Source organism: Achromobacter sp. DMS1 (assembly GCF_001270295.1).
In genome coordinates, this window is record NZ_LHSJ01000001.1 from 1 (window position 1) to 15,780 (window position 15,780).

At 62.7% G+C, this 15,780-nt stretch carries 14 protein-coding genes, 2 pseudogenes and 1 other annotated feature; of the genes and pseudogenes, 8 read left to right on the forward strand and 8 right to left on the reverse strand.

Translation table 11 applies throughout. The features are described from left to right. Positions 1–488: 488 nt before the first annotated feature. The 8 genes from AD428_RS25855 to AD428_RS00045 form a co-directional block, all read right to left on the reverse strand. The gene (locus tag AD428_RS25855; RefSeq protein ID WP_152967937.1) at positions 489–1,436 is read right to left on the reverse strand and encodes a helix-turn-helix domain-containing protein; all 948 of its coding nucleotides are present in this window, start codon (positions 1,434–1,436) and stop codon (positions 489–491) included. 61 nt (positions 1,437–1,497) lie between these two features. Beyond that, entirely contained in the window at positions 1,498–1,770 is a 273-nt protein-coding gene (locus AD428_RS00015; RefSeq protein ID WP_053243655.1) for a hypothetical protein, read from the reverse strand. Positions 1,771–1,822: 52 nt separating this feature from the next. Continuing rightward, a complete protein-coding gene (gene virB11 / locus AD428_RS00020) occupies positions 1,823–2,851 on the reverse strand; it encodes a P-type DNA transfer ATPase VirB11 (RefSeq protein ID WP_053243656.1) in 1,029 nt (342 codons plus the stop codon). Positions 2,852–2,921: 70 nt separating this feature from the next. Next, positions 2,922–4,088, reverse strand: coding sequence for a type IV secretion system protein VirB10 (gene virB10 / locus AD428_RS00025; protein WP_053243657.1), 1,167 nt, complete (start codon positions 4,086–4,088; stop codon positions 2,922–2,924). After that, on the reverse strand, positions 4,085–4,903 hold the full coding sequence (locus AD428_RS00030) for a TrbG/VirB9 family P-type conjugative transfer protein (RefSeq protein WP_053243658.1): 819 nt from the start codon (positions 4,901–4,903) through the stop codon (positions 4,085–4,087). Before AD428_RS00030 ends, virB10 begins: the two co-directional genes overlap by 4 nt. Then, the gene (locus tag AD428_RS00035) at positions 4,900–5,475 is read right to left on the reverse strand and encodes a hypothetical protein (RefSeq protein WP_053243659.1); all 576 of its coding nucleotides are present in this window, start codon (positions 5,473–5,475) and stop codon (positions 4,900–4,902) included. Before AD428_RS00035 ends, AD428_RS00030 begins: the two co-directional genes overlap by 4 nt. A 5-nt stretch (positions 5,476–5,480) precedes the next feature. Continuing rightward, positions 5,481–6,176 carry a virB8 family protein gene (locus tag AD428_RS00040; protein WP_053243660.1) on the reverse strand — a complete coding sequence of 232 codons (696 nt, stop codon included), beginning with the start codon at positions 6,174–6,176 and terminating at the stop codon, positions 5,481–5,483. Between the two features lie 628 nt (positions 6,177–6,804). Continuing rightward, positions 6,805–7,110, reverse strand: coding sequence for a type IV secretion system protein (locus tag AD428_RS00045; RefSeq protein ID WP_082308177.1), 306 nt, complete (start codon positions 7,108–7,110; stop codon positions 6,805–6,807). A 141-nt stretch (positions 7,111–7,251) separates the two neighbouring features. Between AD428_RS00045 and AD428_RS24075 the strand changes: the two are divergent. The 8 genes and pseudogenes from AD428_RS24075 to AD428_RS00080 form a co-directional block, all read left to right on the forward strand. Continuing rightward, a pseudogene (locus tag AD428_RS24075) lies at positions 7,252–7,883 on the forward strand (IS3 family transposase); the annotation flags it as partial. Next, positions 7,530–7,646, forward strand: a sequence feature (AL1L pseudoknot). (Overlaps the previous pseudogene by 117 nt.) A gap of 104 nt (positions 7,884–7,987) precedes the next feature. Next, complete coding sequence (locus tag AD428_RS00055; RefSeq protein ID WP_200907966.1) at positions 7,988–8,407, forward strand: hypothetical protein; 420 nt, start codon at positions 7,988–7,990, stop codon at positions 8,405–8,407. 45 nt (positions 8,408–8,452) lie between these two features. Further along, positions 8,453–9,160: a StbB family protein gene (stbB, locus tag AD428_RS00060; RefSeq protein ID WP_053243696.1), complete on the forward strand. Its 708-nt coding sequence runs from the start codon at positions 8,453–8,455 to the stop codon at positions 9,158–9,160. A gap of 9 nt (positions 9,161–9,169) precedes the next feature. Next, positions 9,170–9,574 carry a hypothetical protein gene (locus tag AD428_RS00065; protein WP_053243664.1) on the forward strand — a complete coding sequence of 135 codons (405 nt, stop codon included), beginning with the start codon at positions 9,170–9,172 and terminating at the stop codon, positions 9,572–9,574. 78 nt (positions 9,575–9,652) lie between these two features. Continuing rightward, positions 9,653–11,281: a type IV secretion system DNA-binding domain-containing protein gene (locus tag AD428_RS00070; RefSeq protein WP_082308179.1), complete on the forward strand. Its 1,629-nt coding sequence runs from the start codon at positions 9,653–9,655 to the stop codon at positions 11,279–11,281. Between the two features lie 52 nt (positions 11,282–11,333). Beyond that, positions 11,334–12,212, forward strand: a pseudogene (gene mobF / locus AD428_RS29155) (MobF family relaxase); the annotation flags it as partial. A 264-nt stretch (positions 12,213–12,476) separates the two neighbouring features. Further along, complete coding sequence (locus tag AD428_RS29895; protein ID WP_432205833.1) at positions 12,477–14,174, forward strand: ATP-dependent DNA helicase; 1,698 nt, start codon at positions 12,477–12,479, stop codon at positions 14,172–14,174. Between the two features lie 799 nt (positions 14,175–14,973). Further along, positions 14,974–15,699 carry a helix-turn-helix domain-containing protein gene (locus tag AD428_RS00080; RefSeq protein WP_152967938.1) on the forward strand — a complete coding sequence of 242 codons (726 nt, stop codon included), beginning with the start codon at positions 14,974–14,976 and terminating at the stop codon, positions 15,697–15,699. The last annotated feature ends 81 nt before the right edge of the window (positions 15,700–15,780 follow it).

The following is a 15,780-nucleotide window of genomic DNA, read 5'->3' on the forward strand; positions in this document are numbered from 1 at the left end:
GTTGCCGCCGGGATGGGGACTCGCCTTCTTGGGATTGCCACGCACAACGTCGTGCCTGGCCGAATCGCAGGGGCTTGGCAGGCAGCCTTGGAGGCTACGGGAAAAGGCGGTTGTGGGCAGGGCGCGGCGAGGCCATCGGCGCGCCAGCGCCCAGGGGGGCTACCTTTCCCCCCGCGGCGGCGCGCAGCGCCGGCGGGGAGGGGGACTGAACCTATGGGTTTCAGGCCGACGCCGCAGGCGGCGGGGCGAAGGGAGCGAAGCGACCGGAGGGTAGGCGGATCGGCGCTCAATTTGCGGCCGGCGCCTCGCGCGCGACTCTCTCTCAAACCTATAAAACCTATAAATACCTATTGAGTACCGTTTTTGGGACTAGCATCAGGCCGTTTTTGGGCCTGGCCGCTGCCAAAATTGGGCCGGGCGAAAGACCTTTTTGGGCCTGGCCCGAATTTGGGACTAGTTCCAAAATTGGTCCATGCTGTGGATAACGTTCAGTGCGGCGGTGGCATGCCGGCAGCTTGGAATACGCGCTGCTTGAACCAGGCTTCCGGCTCGTTCGGGCGAATGCTCAGTCCGAGGCTCTTGCCTTTGGCGACAATGCCGCCCCAGGTGGCATGCCACGGAGTGCGCGAAGCCTTGGGCTCCCATTCCCGGAAGACCCAAAGCCGCCACGACTCGAACCAGTCCGACGACATGCCAGCGTCACCAGGGCGTGAACGCATGTACGCCGCGAAGGTGGCCGCCATGGCGTCGATCTTCTCCGGATTCCAGTGCGGCCGTTCGCGCGCTGCCCAAACGCGCCAGCGCTCTGGCAGTGTCCATCCCGCGGGCAGCCGCGTGGGTGCGGCACCGGCGGCGGCTGCGTGCTGGCCATGCCGGAGCCGGCCAGGTCGTTCTGCAGCCGTAGGTTCATGATCTGTCTTGACAAGCGCCTGCCGCACGCCTGTGGCCACCGCGGCGCATCCTATCTCGTGCACCTCTTCGGCCGCCGCGCTCGCTATCTCCGCAGGCGTGACCGCCTCGGATACTCGGCGGTCGTGGTCAGGCTCTCCATCGGGTTCATTGCTTGGCCCGGCTCCGCCATCGTCTGGTTCGGTCTGCGTTGACGCACTGACATTGCCTGCGTTTACACCGAATGCAGGGGGCAGGCCCACGAGCGGCACGGCGTTGGGACACAATCGATAGACGATGCAGCTGCGGTTCTCGCCCGTACGGTGTCCGGTATCCTGAATGGCGCCCAGCTTGCGCAACCGGCCCAGCGCTTCGATAACCGTTTTGCGATTCAGGTGGGTGACCTTGCTCAGGTACTCGATCGAGGCAAACACGGTCCATTCCTCTGCGTCGTAGCGCACCAACATGGCGAGGTTCAGCAGGATGAGCTTGGACGATGATTTTTCGACGTTGGCCAACCTGGCCCATTTTGTTGCTTCAATGCTCATGGCCGCCCCTTGTGCTGCAGCAGATTCTTACCGGGTAAAGGATTTGTCCAGCTCGGGCCGCTCACACGCCATCCTCCTGCACCGTTTCAGCGATCGAGGCGCGCGGCCGCAGCGGCAGGCCGTGTCTTTCGTAGAACTCGCGGCGAGCCAGGAGCCAGGCCTTGTACGGCCAGGCGCGGCGCTCGCCCCAGGGATAGGCGTCGCGGATCGCGAGATGAATTTGCTCGAGCGTTTGGCCTTCGGCTTGGCCACGTTCGTACACTTGCTGCATGATTCTGTACGCCATGCGGGTGCGCGCTTCCTGCGCGCCGCGTTGGCGGTTCGCGTGGGTCATGGAAGTCTCCGGGGAATGCGGGACGACGCGGGTGCGTCGAGGGCAGGGACAATCAAAGGCCGGCGCTGGCGCCGGGGTTGAAATAGACTTCGACGAGCTTGTAGTCAGCGAAGTAGAGCGCGATGTCCAAGGTCGAATGCAAGTAGCGCAGGATCGTGTCGAGATCCATGGCATTACCGGCTATGGATTGCTTAACCAACAGCGCTACACGGCTGTACGTATCGGCGGCGCTATTGGCATGGGTCGTGGTTACCGATCCAGGGTGGCCCGTATTGAGCGCGTTCAGGTAGTCCCAGGCTTCTGGACCGCGCAGCTCGGACAGGAAGATGCGATCTGGCGAACTGCGCATTGCGGCTGCAATGCAGTCGGTGGCCGACATGCGCCCCGCGCCAGTGCCGTAGATCATGTGAACGCGATTCGGATGGTTAGGCAGGAACAGTTCGTGCACGTCCTCGATCGTCAGAATCCGTTCCGTGACCGGCACGCATTCGATCAGGCTACGCGCGAAGGTGGTCTTCCCCGATCCGGTCTTGCCGGCCACGATAATGTTTTTGCAGCTCTTGACGGCAAGTTCCAGAAACTCGCGCATGCGCCGTTGCTGCTTGAGCTCGAGCAGCTTCCGATCTTGAGGGGTCACCGCCGCCGCTGCGTGATCGCCGCCGCCGCTGACGTCCACCCACTTCTCGAACGCGCCTTCGGCCTGCAGCTCGTCGAGCGTCTTGACCAGGCTGCTGTGCTTGCGAATGTTGATGGACAACGTGCCATCAATGACGGCTGGAGGCCTGGCAACTTGGCCCCGTTCCCCATCCGGCAGCACCAGGGACATGATGGGGGTAAAGTTCACGTTGTTGTAGCTGGCCATGGCGGACACGAGGGCGTCCAAGTATCCGAACGTGAGGGCCGCGTCTTCGTGCTCGTGCCAGCGGCCGTTCTGCCGGGTCAGAATGAGGCCGGGGCGCGGAATCGTGATCTCGCGCACCGCATCGTCCGCCATGTAGTGGGCGACCGGGCGCAGCAGCTGGCGCAATGCAATGTCGTTGGCCACCGCCACAGCGGGCGGAGCGCTATGGGAGTCTTTCATAGTGATCAGAATAGAAGGTGCTGGCCGGGACGCGGCAGGCCAGCGAGGTGGTCAAAGGGTGTTTGGCGACCTACCGCGACACAGGGCGCAGGGCGTAGACCGAGCTGAAGTCCAGATCCCGGGCCACGTAGATACCGATGCGCCCGCCCTGGTTGCGATACAGCGTCGGCGGGATGTTGATCGAGTTGTCCAGCACTGTGCTGACGGCGTCCCGCGCGGCGTCGCCCGTCGAATCAAATCGAATCGACCCGCTGCTGTTGTCGCCACGAGAGGAAGCCCAGGCGCCGAAGTCGCTGATTAGACTGACCAAAATCGCGCCGCCGAAGCGTTCGGCGAAGTGCGTGTCGATGTGGCCATCCAGGCCGGCTTCACCCAGCGCGCCAGTGCCCGGCGAATCCAGGTGGATCACCACGCCCTTGGGCGTCTCCAGCCGGGACCAGACCACGCCAATGCGAGGCTGCCCTTGCGACAGCACACCCTGTTGGTAGCCTATGAACTTCGTTCCTTCGTCGATCAGGACGACACGGCCGCTGGTTGAGCGAACGTCGTGCGGCGCGTAGCAGGTGATCATGCCCGCCTGGGCGCTGACGAACCTGGTGTCCTGGACGCAGTCGATCATTGTTCCCTGCGTAATGAGCAGGTCGCGGTTGCCGAGCGTGCCGGCTCGAGCGGCGGTCAGCTTCATGGGCTTGAGCCGGTCGGACATGGGGCCGCTGTCCGGTTCGCGTGTGGCTGCCTGGGTCGGAGCCTGCTGTCGGCGTTCACCCTGGCCGTCCTTCCCGGCTTGCAGACCGCTCGTCAGGCGGCGCTTGACGACGGGATCCTCGACCACGGACTGCACCAGGCTGCCCAGGTTGCCGGTCGCCGGCGGCGGAGCAGTCAGGTCAGGGAGAGAGGCTCGATTCGGCTCAGGTGGAGGCGGCGGTGGCGGCGCAGGCTTGTCCTCGGGCAGCTTGAGCTTGGGCAGGATGTTCTCTATCTTGGCTTGCGCCACAGCATCCAGTTGGGTGCTGCCATCCGGACTGGCAATCATGGCACGCCATATCGCGGTGCCCGCCAGTAATATGCCACCGAGCACTACCAATGAGAAGAACGCCTTGGCACCAGCTGCCGTCGGACGAGCGGCTCCTTGCAGGTCTGGTGCGCCACGCCCCTCGATATGCGCCTGTTGTCGTTCAATTTCGGCGACCGCGTCGATGCTTTTACGCGCGGCGCGCCGGCGTCTGAAGAATCTCATGGTTTCGGCTCCTCCAGCAGCACGCGCTCCACTGCCGGCGATACCGTTCCCGTCGACAGCGAGCGGGCAGAGAGCGTGCCTTCGTTGTGAACCGCAACGACCTGGTCGCCCAATCGAAGATGCCAGCGCTTGGCGACGCGATGCAACACGATCGTCCGATTGCCTTCCATGTGGCGATTGGCGATGACTTCGTTGCCGTCGGCGTCCACGAAGTAGACCGTCGGAAGATCCTGACCCGGTGCGAAACGCAGCCAAGTCTGGGCACCATCGTCCCAAGCCGCCTCGGGTCCAATGCCGGTGTCGCCGCTCATGGTGTATCCCTGCCAGTTGATGGCCAAGTCAGCCGCGGCCAACTCCCGTTGCACATGCTCCCGCTCTTGTTGCTGCACCGTCTTGGCGTGCTCGGCGTCCGGATAGCGCAGCACGAGCCGGAACACTTCTCGCCCTTTGCGCTCCTTGGCGTACTTGAGCAGAAAGGAGTAGGTGCGCTTCGTGGTGATGTACAGCAGGTTGGTGTCGGCCTGTTCCACGATGGGCTTGAGCAAGAGGTGCTTGCCGATTTGCTGGAAATCGTAGGCGGCCGAGTCGCCGAAACCATGCGTCACATACTCTTCGTCGTCATTGAGCTGAATTTGGGTGGCTACCCCCAAGGTGGTGTCCACCTGGATCACGTCTGCCGGGTCGTAGTCGGTCCAGCGGATGCGCGGATCCTTCGGCGAGGCCTGCGGCCGGTCCAGCGCCCATGCGGTTGGGGCGGCGCCGCAGAGCGCGGCCGCAAGCACCGCTGCGGCCAACGCTTTCAGGCGAGTGTTCATCGGCTGTATTCCATTCCGTGGTTGTGCTCGTGGGTGCGGCTGTGCGCATGCTCCAGGCCGACTCCCATCTCTTTGTCGCGCGCGGGATCGCGGACCAGGCCCACGCCGCCCACGGCCTTGAAGGGATAGCTGATCGAGAGCGATTCTTCTTGACCCGTCAGCTCGAACGACCGATTCAACGAGTTTCGCGCGTGCACGATAAAGTCGCCCGTGTCGCGGTCCAGCTGGATGAGGCAGTTGGGCGTGGTGCCCACCACGGGGCCACGGTATTCGCGGCCGTCCTCGGGCTGGCGAATCTGGCGATCCCGCTCGCCGTACATTTCGATCGGCCGGCGCGCTTCCCGAATGCGCTCCTCGAAGTGTTTCGCGATCCGGTTGGCCGCCGCCACGATGCTGGGCAGCCGAAAGTCTGCGTCCTTGCGCATGTGGTCCTTGACCAGGCGATCGGCACCGTAAAGATCGACCTTCGCGTAGCGTTCGAGATCGCGGTACAGGGCAGCTTGCTCTGCAGGCGTGAGGCGGTGAGCGTTCTCCAGGCGACGGGCCAGTTCGTTGATCTGCTCTTTATTCATGGCGATTACCTCAGTGTTTCGACGTCGGTGGTGTAGGTGATGACCTGGAAGCCCAGGGGATTCTCGCGGCGTACGCTCTCTGTCATCGGGGCGTTGACATATCGATAGGCGAGCGTGGCCACCAATTGCTCCGGCGCTGGCGACACGTCGGAGCCTTCCAGTTTTCGAGTGAAGCGCACGGTGGCGCTGCGATTGGGGCCGAGTGTGATGCTGCGAACACTCACGATGATGCGTGTGTGCTTCCCGTAGCGTTTGTCCAGTGCCTCTTGGCCCGTCTTCGGGTTGTCCTGGAACTTGGCGAAGTAGGCGCGCTGCACGTCGGGCGCGCTGAACAGGCCACAGCGGTCGTAGGCGTTCTGGATGGTGTTCCAGTCGTAGCTTTCGCATGCCAGGACGTACTGCTGAATGAAATACCTGTCCATTCGCTCGCCGTAGTCCTCCTTGCCGTTGCCCAGCTGCGTGACGTGCTCGATTTCGCCTGTGGCATCGTTGACGCGTACGACATAGGGCAGTGGGGGTTTCTGGAAAGGGAAGATGGAGGCGAGCGCTCCGGCGGAAAGGATGGCAATGACGAAAGAGCCTACCGCGACGCGCCAAGCAGCGCGCCTCGACGTGAGCAGCTCGGTCAGCAGATCCCGTTCGAGTCCTCGGGTGCGCTCCAATTCCTGCTGGAGCGAAAGCTTCGGGTCATCGGCGGCCATGGCAACCTCCCAGCCAACTGAAAAGCGGGGCGGACGGACGTACGAACCGTACGGACGAAATAGGGCGGGCCGCGCCAAGCGCGGCCACGTAGGCGTGCTTCATCGATTCTCCGTAGAGAAGAGAAAGGGGGGTTAGATCAGGGGAGCCCGGCTAGCACCGAGCGGAAATAGAAAGGCACAGCGAATGCTGTGCCTTGAAGAGAAGTTCCAACAATACACATCCGTCGAGCGATCAATGAACGCTGGCCGGACGATGGATTACCAGTCGCTCCAAAATCTTTCTCTCCGTCGGCGTGCGTTCTCTACGGCACGACGCCGCTCCTCCTCGTATTCAGCATCCGTGAGCGGCGGGGGCAGTAAGAGTTTGCTCGGCCATTTGAAAAACATGTACCACAGAGGCCGGATGATCCACGTCCAGGTTGCTCGGGCGAGGCTCACCCACTGCCAGGCGGTTACAGGCTGCTCGGCGGACACGCCATGAAGCGTGGAGCCGGTCGCGACATGCTCACCCACGAGGGGCTGTTGCGAGAGGGGCTTGCCCAGAGGAGTAAGTGGAGCCATTAGAGAACCTCATCAATTCATCGGTTCAGCAATCAGAAGGCGTAACCGCACAAATGGTAAGTGTATGTTACCCCAGCTTGCCTAAAAAGGGCACAGATGTTCCGCTGCCCTCACCTCTGGTGATCGCACGTGCGACGTCAGCCACCTGAGCCATCATGTGCTTCGCGCACAGTCCGAACAATACGATGGCTGTCAACATGGAGAAAACATTGATCTGGTCCGCTTTCGTGAGATCAAGCAGTCCCTTCTGCAACATGCCGAACATACCCATGATGAACATGAAGATCAACAAGAATAGGCCGGCGTAAATTGCATAGAACATGGCCTGGCTCAGCCACGCTTTGAAGAAGTCTCGCGTCGGCTCGAACAGCAGGGCTGAATTGCCCCGGGTTTATTGCATAGAACATGGCCTGGCTCAGCCACGCTTTGAAGAAGTCTCGCGTCGGCTCGAACAGCAGGGCTGAATTGCCCCGGGTTTTGCGGAGGCTCCAACCTTTGAGAGAATGGAGCCCTTATGAGCAAGCAGAACAAGTTTTCCCCGGAAGTCCGTGACCGCGCCGTGCGTCTGGTACAAGAGCATCGTGGCGAGTATCCATCGCTGTGGGCGGCCGTCGAGTCCATAGCGCCGAAGATCGGCTGCGTGCCGGCCACGCTGTTGGAATGGGTCAAGCGCAGCGAGATCGACAGCGACATGCGTGATGGCATGAGCACCAGTGAACGAGAGCGCATGAAGGCTCTGGAACGCGAGGTCAAAGAACTGCGCCGGGCCAACGAGATCCTGAAGTCGGCCAGTGCTTTTTTCGCCCAGGCGGCGCTCGACCGCGAACTGAAGAAGTAAACGCCTATATCGACCGGCACCGGGACGTCTACGGGGTCGAGCCGATCTGCAAGGTGTTGCAGGTTGCCCCATCGGCGTATCGGCGTCATGCCGCCCGCCAACGATGCCCGGAGCTGCGCAGTGCGCGCAGCCAGCGCGACGAGGGTTTGATGGCTGAGATTCGGCGTGTCTGGCAAGCCAACATGCAAGTCTACGGCGTACGCAAGGTATGGCACCAGTTGCAGCGCGAAGGCATTGCCGTGGCCCGCTGCACGGTTGAGCGCCTGATGCGTCACCTGGGTCTGCAGGGCGTGCGCCGAGGCAAGCGGNACCCCCCCGGGGGGAACCGCAACGGTTCCCCCACGCCCGCAAGCGGGCGCGGCTCCCCCTCCTGTCAACCCCGTATCCAGCCCGGTGCCCCGGGCATTTCACCATGCAGAAAAGAAGCACTCCTCCTGACGGCGTGCACGTGGACATCGTTCGGCAGCTGAACGCGCTTGAGCATGCTGAGCAGCACGCCAGAATCCGGGCCCTGTTACCGGTGATTGACCACCTTGTCAGCGTCGGCGTGTCACACGCCGCGATCGTTTCCACGTTGGCGAACGCCGGCGTCCCGATGACAAGAGGTGCCTTGCGAAAGGCGCTCTATCGCTGGCGCAAACGGCAGGCGGCGGAACCCGCGTGCATGCCTTCGCCTGCCATTTCCGCCCCATCGCCACCCGTCCCTGCGCTGCCGACACCCACGGCTGCCACTACCGGCGGCGGCCTCATGAGCAAGGCTGACCTCGTCCGCCTTCGCACTTCCAACGACATTGACCTCAACGAGCTGGCCGAGATCGGCCGGCAGAAATAGGAGTAAGCCCCCATGAACGAAGCCATTCTGGCCACCCAGACCCCGCTGAAAATCGCCGTCCTCAACTACTCCGGCACCGTCGGCAAGACCACAGTCACGAGCCACGTGCTCGCCCCGCGTATCCAGGACGCGGAAATCATCGCGGTGGAATCCACCAACGAAAGCGCGGCTGATCTCGGCCTGGACGTCGAACAGATTCGCGGTGGCCATTTCGGCCGCCTGTTTCGCAAGCTGCTGATGGCCGAGGCCGCCATCGTCGACGTGGGTGCTTCCAACATCGAAGACTTCCTGACCGAACTGGTGAAGTACGATCAGGCACACCTGGAGATCGACTACTACGTGCTGCCGGTGATCCCGCTGGGCAAAGCCCAGCGCGAAACCATCAAGACGATCCAGGCTTTGGCCGAAATCGGTGTTCCTGCGGAGCGCGTGCGCGTGCTCTTCAATCGCGTTGACGCCGATGTGAAGGAGGAATTCGCCGCGATATTCGGTTACGCCAGGAAGGCCGGCGGTTTCGTAGCCAACCCGGAGGCCGCCATCTTCGAGAACGAAGTCTTCGACCTCCTGGGCAACAAACGCACGACCATCAAGGAAATTCTGTCCGACCAGAAGGACTACCGGCAGGCTCTGCGGGAAGCGGCCCGCGACGACGTCAAGCTGATCTCGCACCTGAGCGACATGCACGCCCTGCAGTCGCTCGCTCGGCCCGTCGATCGCCAGCTCGACCGCGCCTTCAATGCGCTCCTCGCGTAGGAGGCCGCCATGTCCGATACGCAAATTGGCGGGCCGCCTCCTGCCGTGCCCGCACGCAGCAAGGTGGAGCTGCTCTACCAAGAAATCCTCCGGGAGAGCCACCAGCTTGTCGGGCGCATGGAGTTGCTGACGCAGCGCCAGGAGGAGATGCAGCAATCGCTGCAATCGCTACCGGCCGTCATCCGCCGGGCGGGACAGGAAGCCGCCAGCCAGGCGGCGGACCAGTCCACCCGCTCGATGTTGGAGGCTGGCCGAACGATTGCGCATCTCACCGGCGAACTGCGCGTGACCAGCCGTGCCGCCGCGTCCGCAGTGCCGGCCGTCGCTTGGCGCACGGGCTTGCTCTGCATGGCAAGCGCGTTCTTCGGAACCGCGCTCTGCACGACGCTGATCATGCTTTTCAACCATTCCTGACCAATGTTCCGGCCGGCGAGGCTCCGAAGAGGCCGCCGGCATCACATGCCACCTCGTGGCCCGTCCTCAAGGAAAACCATGGCACCGTACACCCGACGGCGAATCATTCGCTTCGCCATCCTCTTTCTGCCCTTGACCTTCTGGCTGCTGACCGCCAAGGTGATGTCGGGCGTTCCCTTCAGTCAAATCACATGGCTGGTTCTGTCCAACTGGATCATTGCCACCCCGTCCCATATCCTGCTGATTACTGCGCCTGTCGTTGGGCTGATCTTGGCAGTGAGCCTGGCCATCGCTCTGAAGCGCCATTCGAAAAAGAAGGGATTCGACGGAGCGGGATACAAGATCCACATACGCGGCACCAAGGTGGTCCCGATCAAGAAACTGCGCAAGCTGTGCCATGAACAGGGAGTTCAACAGATCAATGTGGCAGGCGTGCCGATGCCCACACGCGTCGAGAACCTCCATATTCTGCTGAACGGCGCAACCGGCAGCGGCAAATCAGTCCTTTTGAGAAACTTGGTTTTTTCCGCACTGGTTCGCGGTGATCGCATCGTCGCCGTCGATCCCAACGGAGACCTCTACAGCAAATTTGGCCGCCCCAGCGACGTCCTGCTCAATCCGTATGACCAGCGCACCCAAGGTTGGTCGTTCTTCAACGAGGTTCGTGCTGACTATGACTGGAAGCGCCTGGCACTGAATGTTGTGCCGTTGGGCAAGGATGCCCAGGCGGAAGAATGGAACGGCTACGCTCGGCTGCTACTGCGTGAAACCGCACGCAAGCTCTACGAGTTGGGCACGCCGTCCATTGATGAATTGTTCCGTTGGACAACCATCGCCTCGGACAAGGATTTACGCGCCTTTCTGGCAGGCACGCTTGCGGAATCGTTGTTCGCTGGCTCGTCCGAGGCCAACAAAGCGCTCACCAGCGCCCGCTTCGTGCTGTCGAAGTATCTGGCGGAACACTGCTCCATGCCAGCAGGCAAGTTCAGCATCCGAGACTGGATGGAGACCGGCACGGGCAGTCTGTTCATCACCTGGCGCGAGGACATGAAGGAGGCAATGAAGCCGCTCATCTCGTCGTTCGTCGACGTGTTCTGCTCCGCCCTCCTTTCGCTGCCTGAAGACCAAGCCCGCCGCTGGTGGCTCGTTATCGACGAGCTCGGCTCGATGGAGAAGATGGCCAGTCTCGAGGACTTCCTCACCAAGGGGAGAAAAAACGGAGGCCGGGCTGTGGCTGGGCTGCAGTCGGTTTCGCAGCTTGACGACATCTTTGGCGAGAAGATGTCGCAAACGCTGCGGGCCAGCTTCCGTTCGCTGGTCGTGCTCGGTGGCTCCAAGACCGACCCCGAAACGGCGCAGGAAATGTCCAAGGCTCTTGGCGAGCACGAAGTCGCGCGGCCTGAGTATACGGATAGTCGCAACCCGGGAAGCGCACGCAGCACAAGCGAACGCATGGAGCGCAAGACCGAACCCGTCGTGACAGCCGCACAAATTCAATCCTTGCCTGATCTCTGGGGCTGGATCGCTTTCGCGGGTGACCGGCCGATCGCAAAGTTCAAGCTTGAGCCCGTCAACTTCGCCATTCGGCATGCCCCCTTCATTGAGGCCAAGCGTGCGGGCGCTCACGGAGCTGCGCATCCAGCACCCAGCGAAGCTCGAGCTTGGTGGCAGGCAGAACTGCCTGAAGATCCCACGATCGCCGCCTAATGTTGTCGCACTGGCCGCCAGCCACCTGGCGGCCTTCTGATTTGGAAGCGAAATGATCTCTCTCAAGACCATTCACCGCAGCGCCGCCACCAAGGCGTCGCACTACTATGCCGACCAGAAGGACGACTACTACAGCCGTGACGGCGCGGCTGCCCAGTGGCAAGGCAAGGCCGCCCAGGCGTTGGGGTTGAGCGGCGTTGTGGATCCGGCCGACCTGCAACGGGCTTTGCGCGGCGAGTTCGGGCCGGGCGTGCGCCTTTCCCGATCGGTTCGTCATGATGCCAAGGCTCGGGCCGCGCTCGACATGACATTCTCCCCGCCCAAGAGCGTGAGCATTCAGGCTCTCGTCGGCAAGGACGGCTCCGTCATCGAGGCACATGATCGAGCGGTGAGCAAGGCGCTCGAATTCTTGGAGAAGGAGTTGGTGCGCGCCCGCCAGACGGAGAAAGGCGTGACCACGATGGAGCGGACCGGAAATGCCGCCATCGCCAAGTTCCGCCATGAAACCGCGCGGCCGACGCACGGAGCATACTCCGACCCCCAGCTTCACACGCACGCCCTGGTCCTGAACATTACCCAACGTGCGGACGGCTCCTGGACCGCCATGTCCAATGATGATGTCTATCGCCTGGTGTCGCTCGTGCAGTCCATCTACTCGGCCGAGCTGGCCACTGAACTGGAGCGGGCCGGGCACGCCATTCGATATGAAGGCAAGAACTTTGAGCTTGCCCACATCTCCCGTGAGCAGATTGAAGCGTACTCGAAGCGGTCCCAGGACATCAACGCCGAGCTGGCCGCCCTCGGCGAAAGTCGCGTCACGGCGAGCCCAAAACTTAAACAGACGATTGCGCTCAAGACGCGCAATGACAAGGCTCCCGAGATCACGCGAGAGGAGCTGCAGGCGGACTGGAGCCGACAAGCCACGGAGATTGGCATTGATTTCGAGGCGGGCAAGGGTGAGCCGAAGAAGTCCAGGGAGTTGTCCGCCGAAGCTGCCGCGCTCATCGCTGACAATGCGCTGCACTGGGCGATCAAGCACCATACCGAGCGGGAATCGGTGGTCAAGGGCCGGGATCTGCTGAAAACTGCACTGGGGCGCGCGACCGGCACCGGTATTCGACTGGCCGACGTGAAGTCGGCTGTCAAGCGCTCGCTGGACAAGGGTCACCTCGTGTTGGGGACGCTGGAGTACCGCATGGCTCGAAGCCACGATGGTGCCGCGTTGACCCGGGCAGCCTGGGTCAACCAGCTGGTGAAGGACGGGCTGACCAAGAAGCAGGCCGAGGCCAAGGTGCGGCGCTCCATCGCCACCGGCGAGCTTGTGCCGAACGGCGCCAAGTACACCACACAGAAGGCGCGGGAACGGGAAAAGCGCATTCTGCAGATCGAACGAGAAGGACGCGGCCGCGTCAGGCCCATTCTGCAGGCTGAGGCAGCCAAGGCCGCACTGGCGGAACGCGGCCTGAAGCCTGGCCAATTGGCTGCCGCTGAACTGATTCTGGGCACAGCGGACCGCTTTGTCGGCGTCCAAGGCCTGGCTGGAACCGGCAAGTCTCACATGCTCGCCCAGGTAAAGGAGGCGGCTGAAGCCGCGGGATTTACCGTCAAGGCCGTTGCGTCCTACGGCAAACAGATCCAAGCGCTGCGCGAGCTGGGTATGGAAGCGCGCACCCTCGCGTCGGTGCTGGAGGCACGCCAGCGCGACCGCTTCAAATTGGATCCGAATACTGTCCTGGTGATTGATGAAGCGGGGGTCGTGCCGGCGCGGATCATGGAACGGCTGATGCAGATGGCCGAGGCCGATGGCGCCCGCATCGTCATGCTGGGCGACACGGGCCAAACCAAGGCGATCGAGGCCGGGCGCCCCTTCCATCAATTGCAGAATGCCGGGATGGCCACCGCCTTGATGGGCGACATCATCCGCCAAAAAAAGGTCGAGCTGAAGGAAGCAGTGGAGCTTGCCGCCCATGGGAAGGCTGTTGAAGCCTTGGACGTCCTGGATGCCAAGCTCCAGGCGGTGCACGCCATCAAAGACGATGCGTCGCGCTACGACAAGATCGCCACGGAGTACGCGGCGCTGACCGCCGATGAGCGCCGAGAAACGCTGATTATCACCGGCACCAATGATTCCCGGAACGCGCTGAACGAAGCTGCCCACCAAAAACTCGGGCTGGCCGGCCGCGGTTTCGAGTTCGACCTGCTCACCCGCCGGGACACGACGCAGGCCGAGCGGCGGGTGGCGAAGTATTACGTTTGCGACGACATCATCCAGCCCGAACGAACGTACAAGACGGGAAACCTGCAGGAGGGCCAAATGTATCGGGTTATCGGGACCGTTGCCGGCAAGCGGAACGAACTGGAGGTCGAGCACGTCGCCACCAAGGTTCGAACGACGTTCAATCCTGCGCGGGCGACGAAGATCTCCGTCTATCAGCCCTTGCGTGCGGAGCTATCCGCCGGAGACTGGGTGCGGGTGACGCGCCATAACGCGTCGCTCGACCTGGCCAACGGCGCGCGCTTGGAGGTCGTGGCGGTCACGCCCACGACGGTCACGGTCGCCGGCAGCGGCCGGCGCCTGGTGCTGGACGCCGCGACAGCCCCTTTGCACCTGGACCGCGCTTACGCCACCACGAGCCACAGTGCCCAGGGCCTGACCTGCGATCGCGCTTTGATAAACGCTGAAAGCTTCAGCCGCACCACCCAGCGTGACGTGTACTACGTGGCCATCTCCCGAGCTCGCCACCAGACCGAGATCTTCACCGACAACTTCGCCAAGCTGCGTGGCGTGGTTAATCGGCTCGAGGAGAAGACCGCGGCGCTGGATATCGGCCTGGAAGCGACCCGACCGTGGCGGCGCCAAGAAAAGGCTGCATCCATGGAAATCGGCTCCTGAAGTTCGGCCAGGCGGTCGGCCAGCTCGGTTGCCTCGTTGCGGTCGGCTTCCAGCTCGGCGCGGGCCTTTTCCAGCCCTTCCCGCTCAACAGCCAGGCGGGCGTTCGCCAGGTCGAGGGCGATTGTCCATAGGTCGCTGCCCAGCCCGGCCGCGAGCGCGTCGGGGTCGAAATTTGGCCCTGTGCGGGCCGTGGCAGCGTTTTCCGGGGTGATAGGCCAAGCCTGCCAGGCTCACGTGCCGGGGCGGCGTTGCGCGTGGCCTCAGGCGCGGCGTGGCCTCAATTGGCACCAGCGCGTCCACGGCGATGATGTGGCGCGCGAAAGCACGCGGCTGCGCGTGGCGGTGAAGGGGAACGCGCGCACCCGCGCGACCAGGTCGGCTTCGGACGGGCCGCTGCCGGCCGGCGCGTGAACCGCACGCCGGTTTTGTGGTTCCGGTTCGACATGCGGACCAGCATCTCGCATTATTGACTCCAGGCACGTGCCCCTGCGGATGCAGGCGCTACGTACCCGTATAGCGTCGCCGTGACGAAAAAACTTGGCCGGCTGGCTGTTTCCAGTTTTAGGAAACCAAAGGCACAAAACATGAACAGCTTTTCCGCCCCCCCGGAAGTTGGAGCGCCGGCGAAGCACCGTAACGCCCAATGTCCCAGGCCGAGAGCGTCGGAGGGCTGAGCGGCTCTTTAGAAGACGGTTCGGCTGTTCATTTCCGCTAGATACGTCAAAATTCTCCGAATTGCGCTCGTTTCCTCCACATCCTACAATCGGATTTGCCGGATGGTCCGGTTCAAAGGATAGAAATGAGTACACCTATTTCCCCCGATGCGGTCGATAACACCGACCGTGCCTTATACCTCTACCGCTGGCGCCGCGCGCTGGGCTGGGACACCACGGCCACCGCCGCCCGACTCAGCGTGACGGCGCGCACCATAAACCTATGGGAAACCGGGGCGCAACCGATGCCGGACGCGCGTTGGTTGCTATTCGTGCTGCTGGTCCAGCAGGCGGCCGAAAAACAGATGAAAATGGACTTAGAACAGGTCCGACCCGGCGGCCCTGACGTGGCGGTGGTCTTGGGCCCGGACGGCACGCCGGTGGACGTCGTATCCCGGGAAAACTACGCTGGCCATGTCACGGACCGTCTCATCGGCAAGGGCATGGTGGCTTCCGTAGTGACCGACCGCGAAACCGGCAGAGAGCGCCTGCACAACCAGTCGTTCGACCTCGCGGACAACGAAGGCTTCGTTCACGCCGCGGAGCAGTGGGCGGCATATCGAAACATCATTGTGGACGCCCACGAACGCTGGTCGTACCACCTGCACCGCGAGATGGTCCAGCAGGCACTGCGCGCTGAAATGCGCAACCCGCAAATCGGCACGCTGAAGGCCGCGATCGAGCAGGCGGCCGCCGAACGCAATGCCGTCGGCGATGACGAGCCGGTTGAGGCCCATCACGCCGCCGAACGCAAGCTGCGCGCAGCCATCTGGGCCCTGCAGGAGGCCATCGCCCAGGGCGTGGAGGACTGATGGGCGGAAAGGGCTGCGGTCAGGTGAAACTTGACATACTGCGCCGTATGTCAAGTTTAGGTTTGTTGACCGGTTTAAATA

Bases quoted from the DNA above. Each gene is read 5' to 3' on its own strand.
- AD428_RS25855 (WP_152967937.1), bottom strand. From the start codon at position 1,436: ATGAGCATTGAAGCAACAAAATGGGCCAGGTTGGCCAACGTCGAAAAA.
- AD428_RS00015 (WP_053243655.1), bottom strand. From the start codon at position 1,770: ATGACCCACGCGAACCGCCAACGCGGCGCGCAGGAAGCGCGCACCCGC.
- virB11 (WP_053243656.1), bottom strand. From the start codon at position 2,851: ATGAAAGACTCCCATAGCGCTCCGCCCGCTGTGGCGGTGGCCAACGAC.
- virB10 (WP_053243657.1), bottom strand. From the start codon at position 4,088: ATGAGATTCTTCAGACGCCGGCGCGCCGCGCGTAAAAGCATCGACGCG.
- AD428_RS00030 (WP_053243658.1), bottom strand. From the start codon at position 4,903: ATGAACACTCGCCTGAAAGCGTTGGCCGCAGCGGTGCTTGCGGCCGCG.
- AD428_RS00035 (WP_053243659.1), bottom strand. From the start codon at position 5,475: ATGAATAAAGAGCAGATCAACGAACTGGCCCGTCGCCTGGAGAACGCT.
- AD428_RS00040 (WP_053243660.1), bottom strand. From the start codon at position 6,176: ATGGCCGCCGATGACCCGAAGCTTTCGCTCCAGCAGGAATTGGAGCGC.
- AD428_RS00055 (WP_200907966.1), top strand. From the start codon at position 7,988: ATGCAGAAAAGAAGCACTCCTCCTGACGGCGTGCACGTGGACATCGTT.
- AD428_RS00065 (WP_053243664.1), top strand. From the start codon at position 9,170: ATGTCCGATACGCAAATTGGCGGGCCGCCTCCTGCCGTGCCCGCACGC.
- AD428_RS00070 (WP_082308179.1), top strand. From the start codon at position 9,653: ATGGCACCGTACACCCGACGGCGAATCATTCGCTTCGCCATCCTCTTT.
- AD428_RS29895 (WP_432205833.1), top strand. From the start codon at position 12,477: ATGGCTCGAAGCCACGATGGTGCCGCGTTGACCCGGGCAGCCTGGGTC.
- AD428_RS00080 (WP_152967938.1), top strand. From the start codon at position 14,974: ATGAGTACACCTATTTCCCCCGATGCGGTCGATAACACCGACCGTGCC.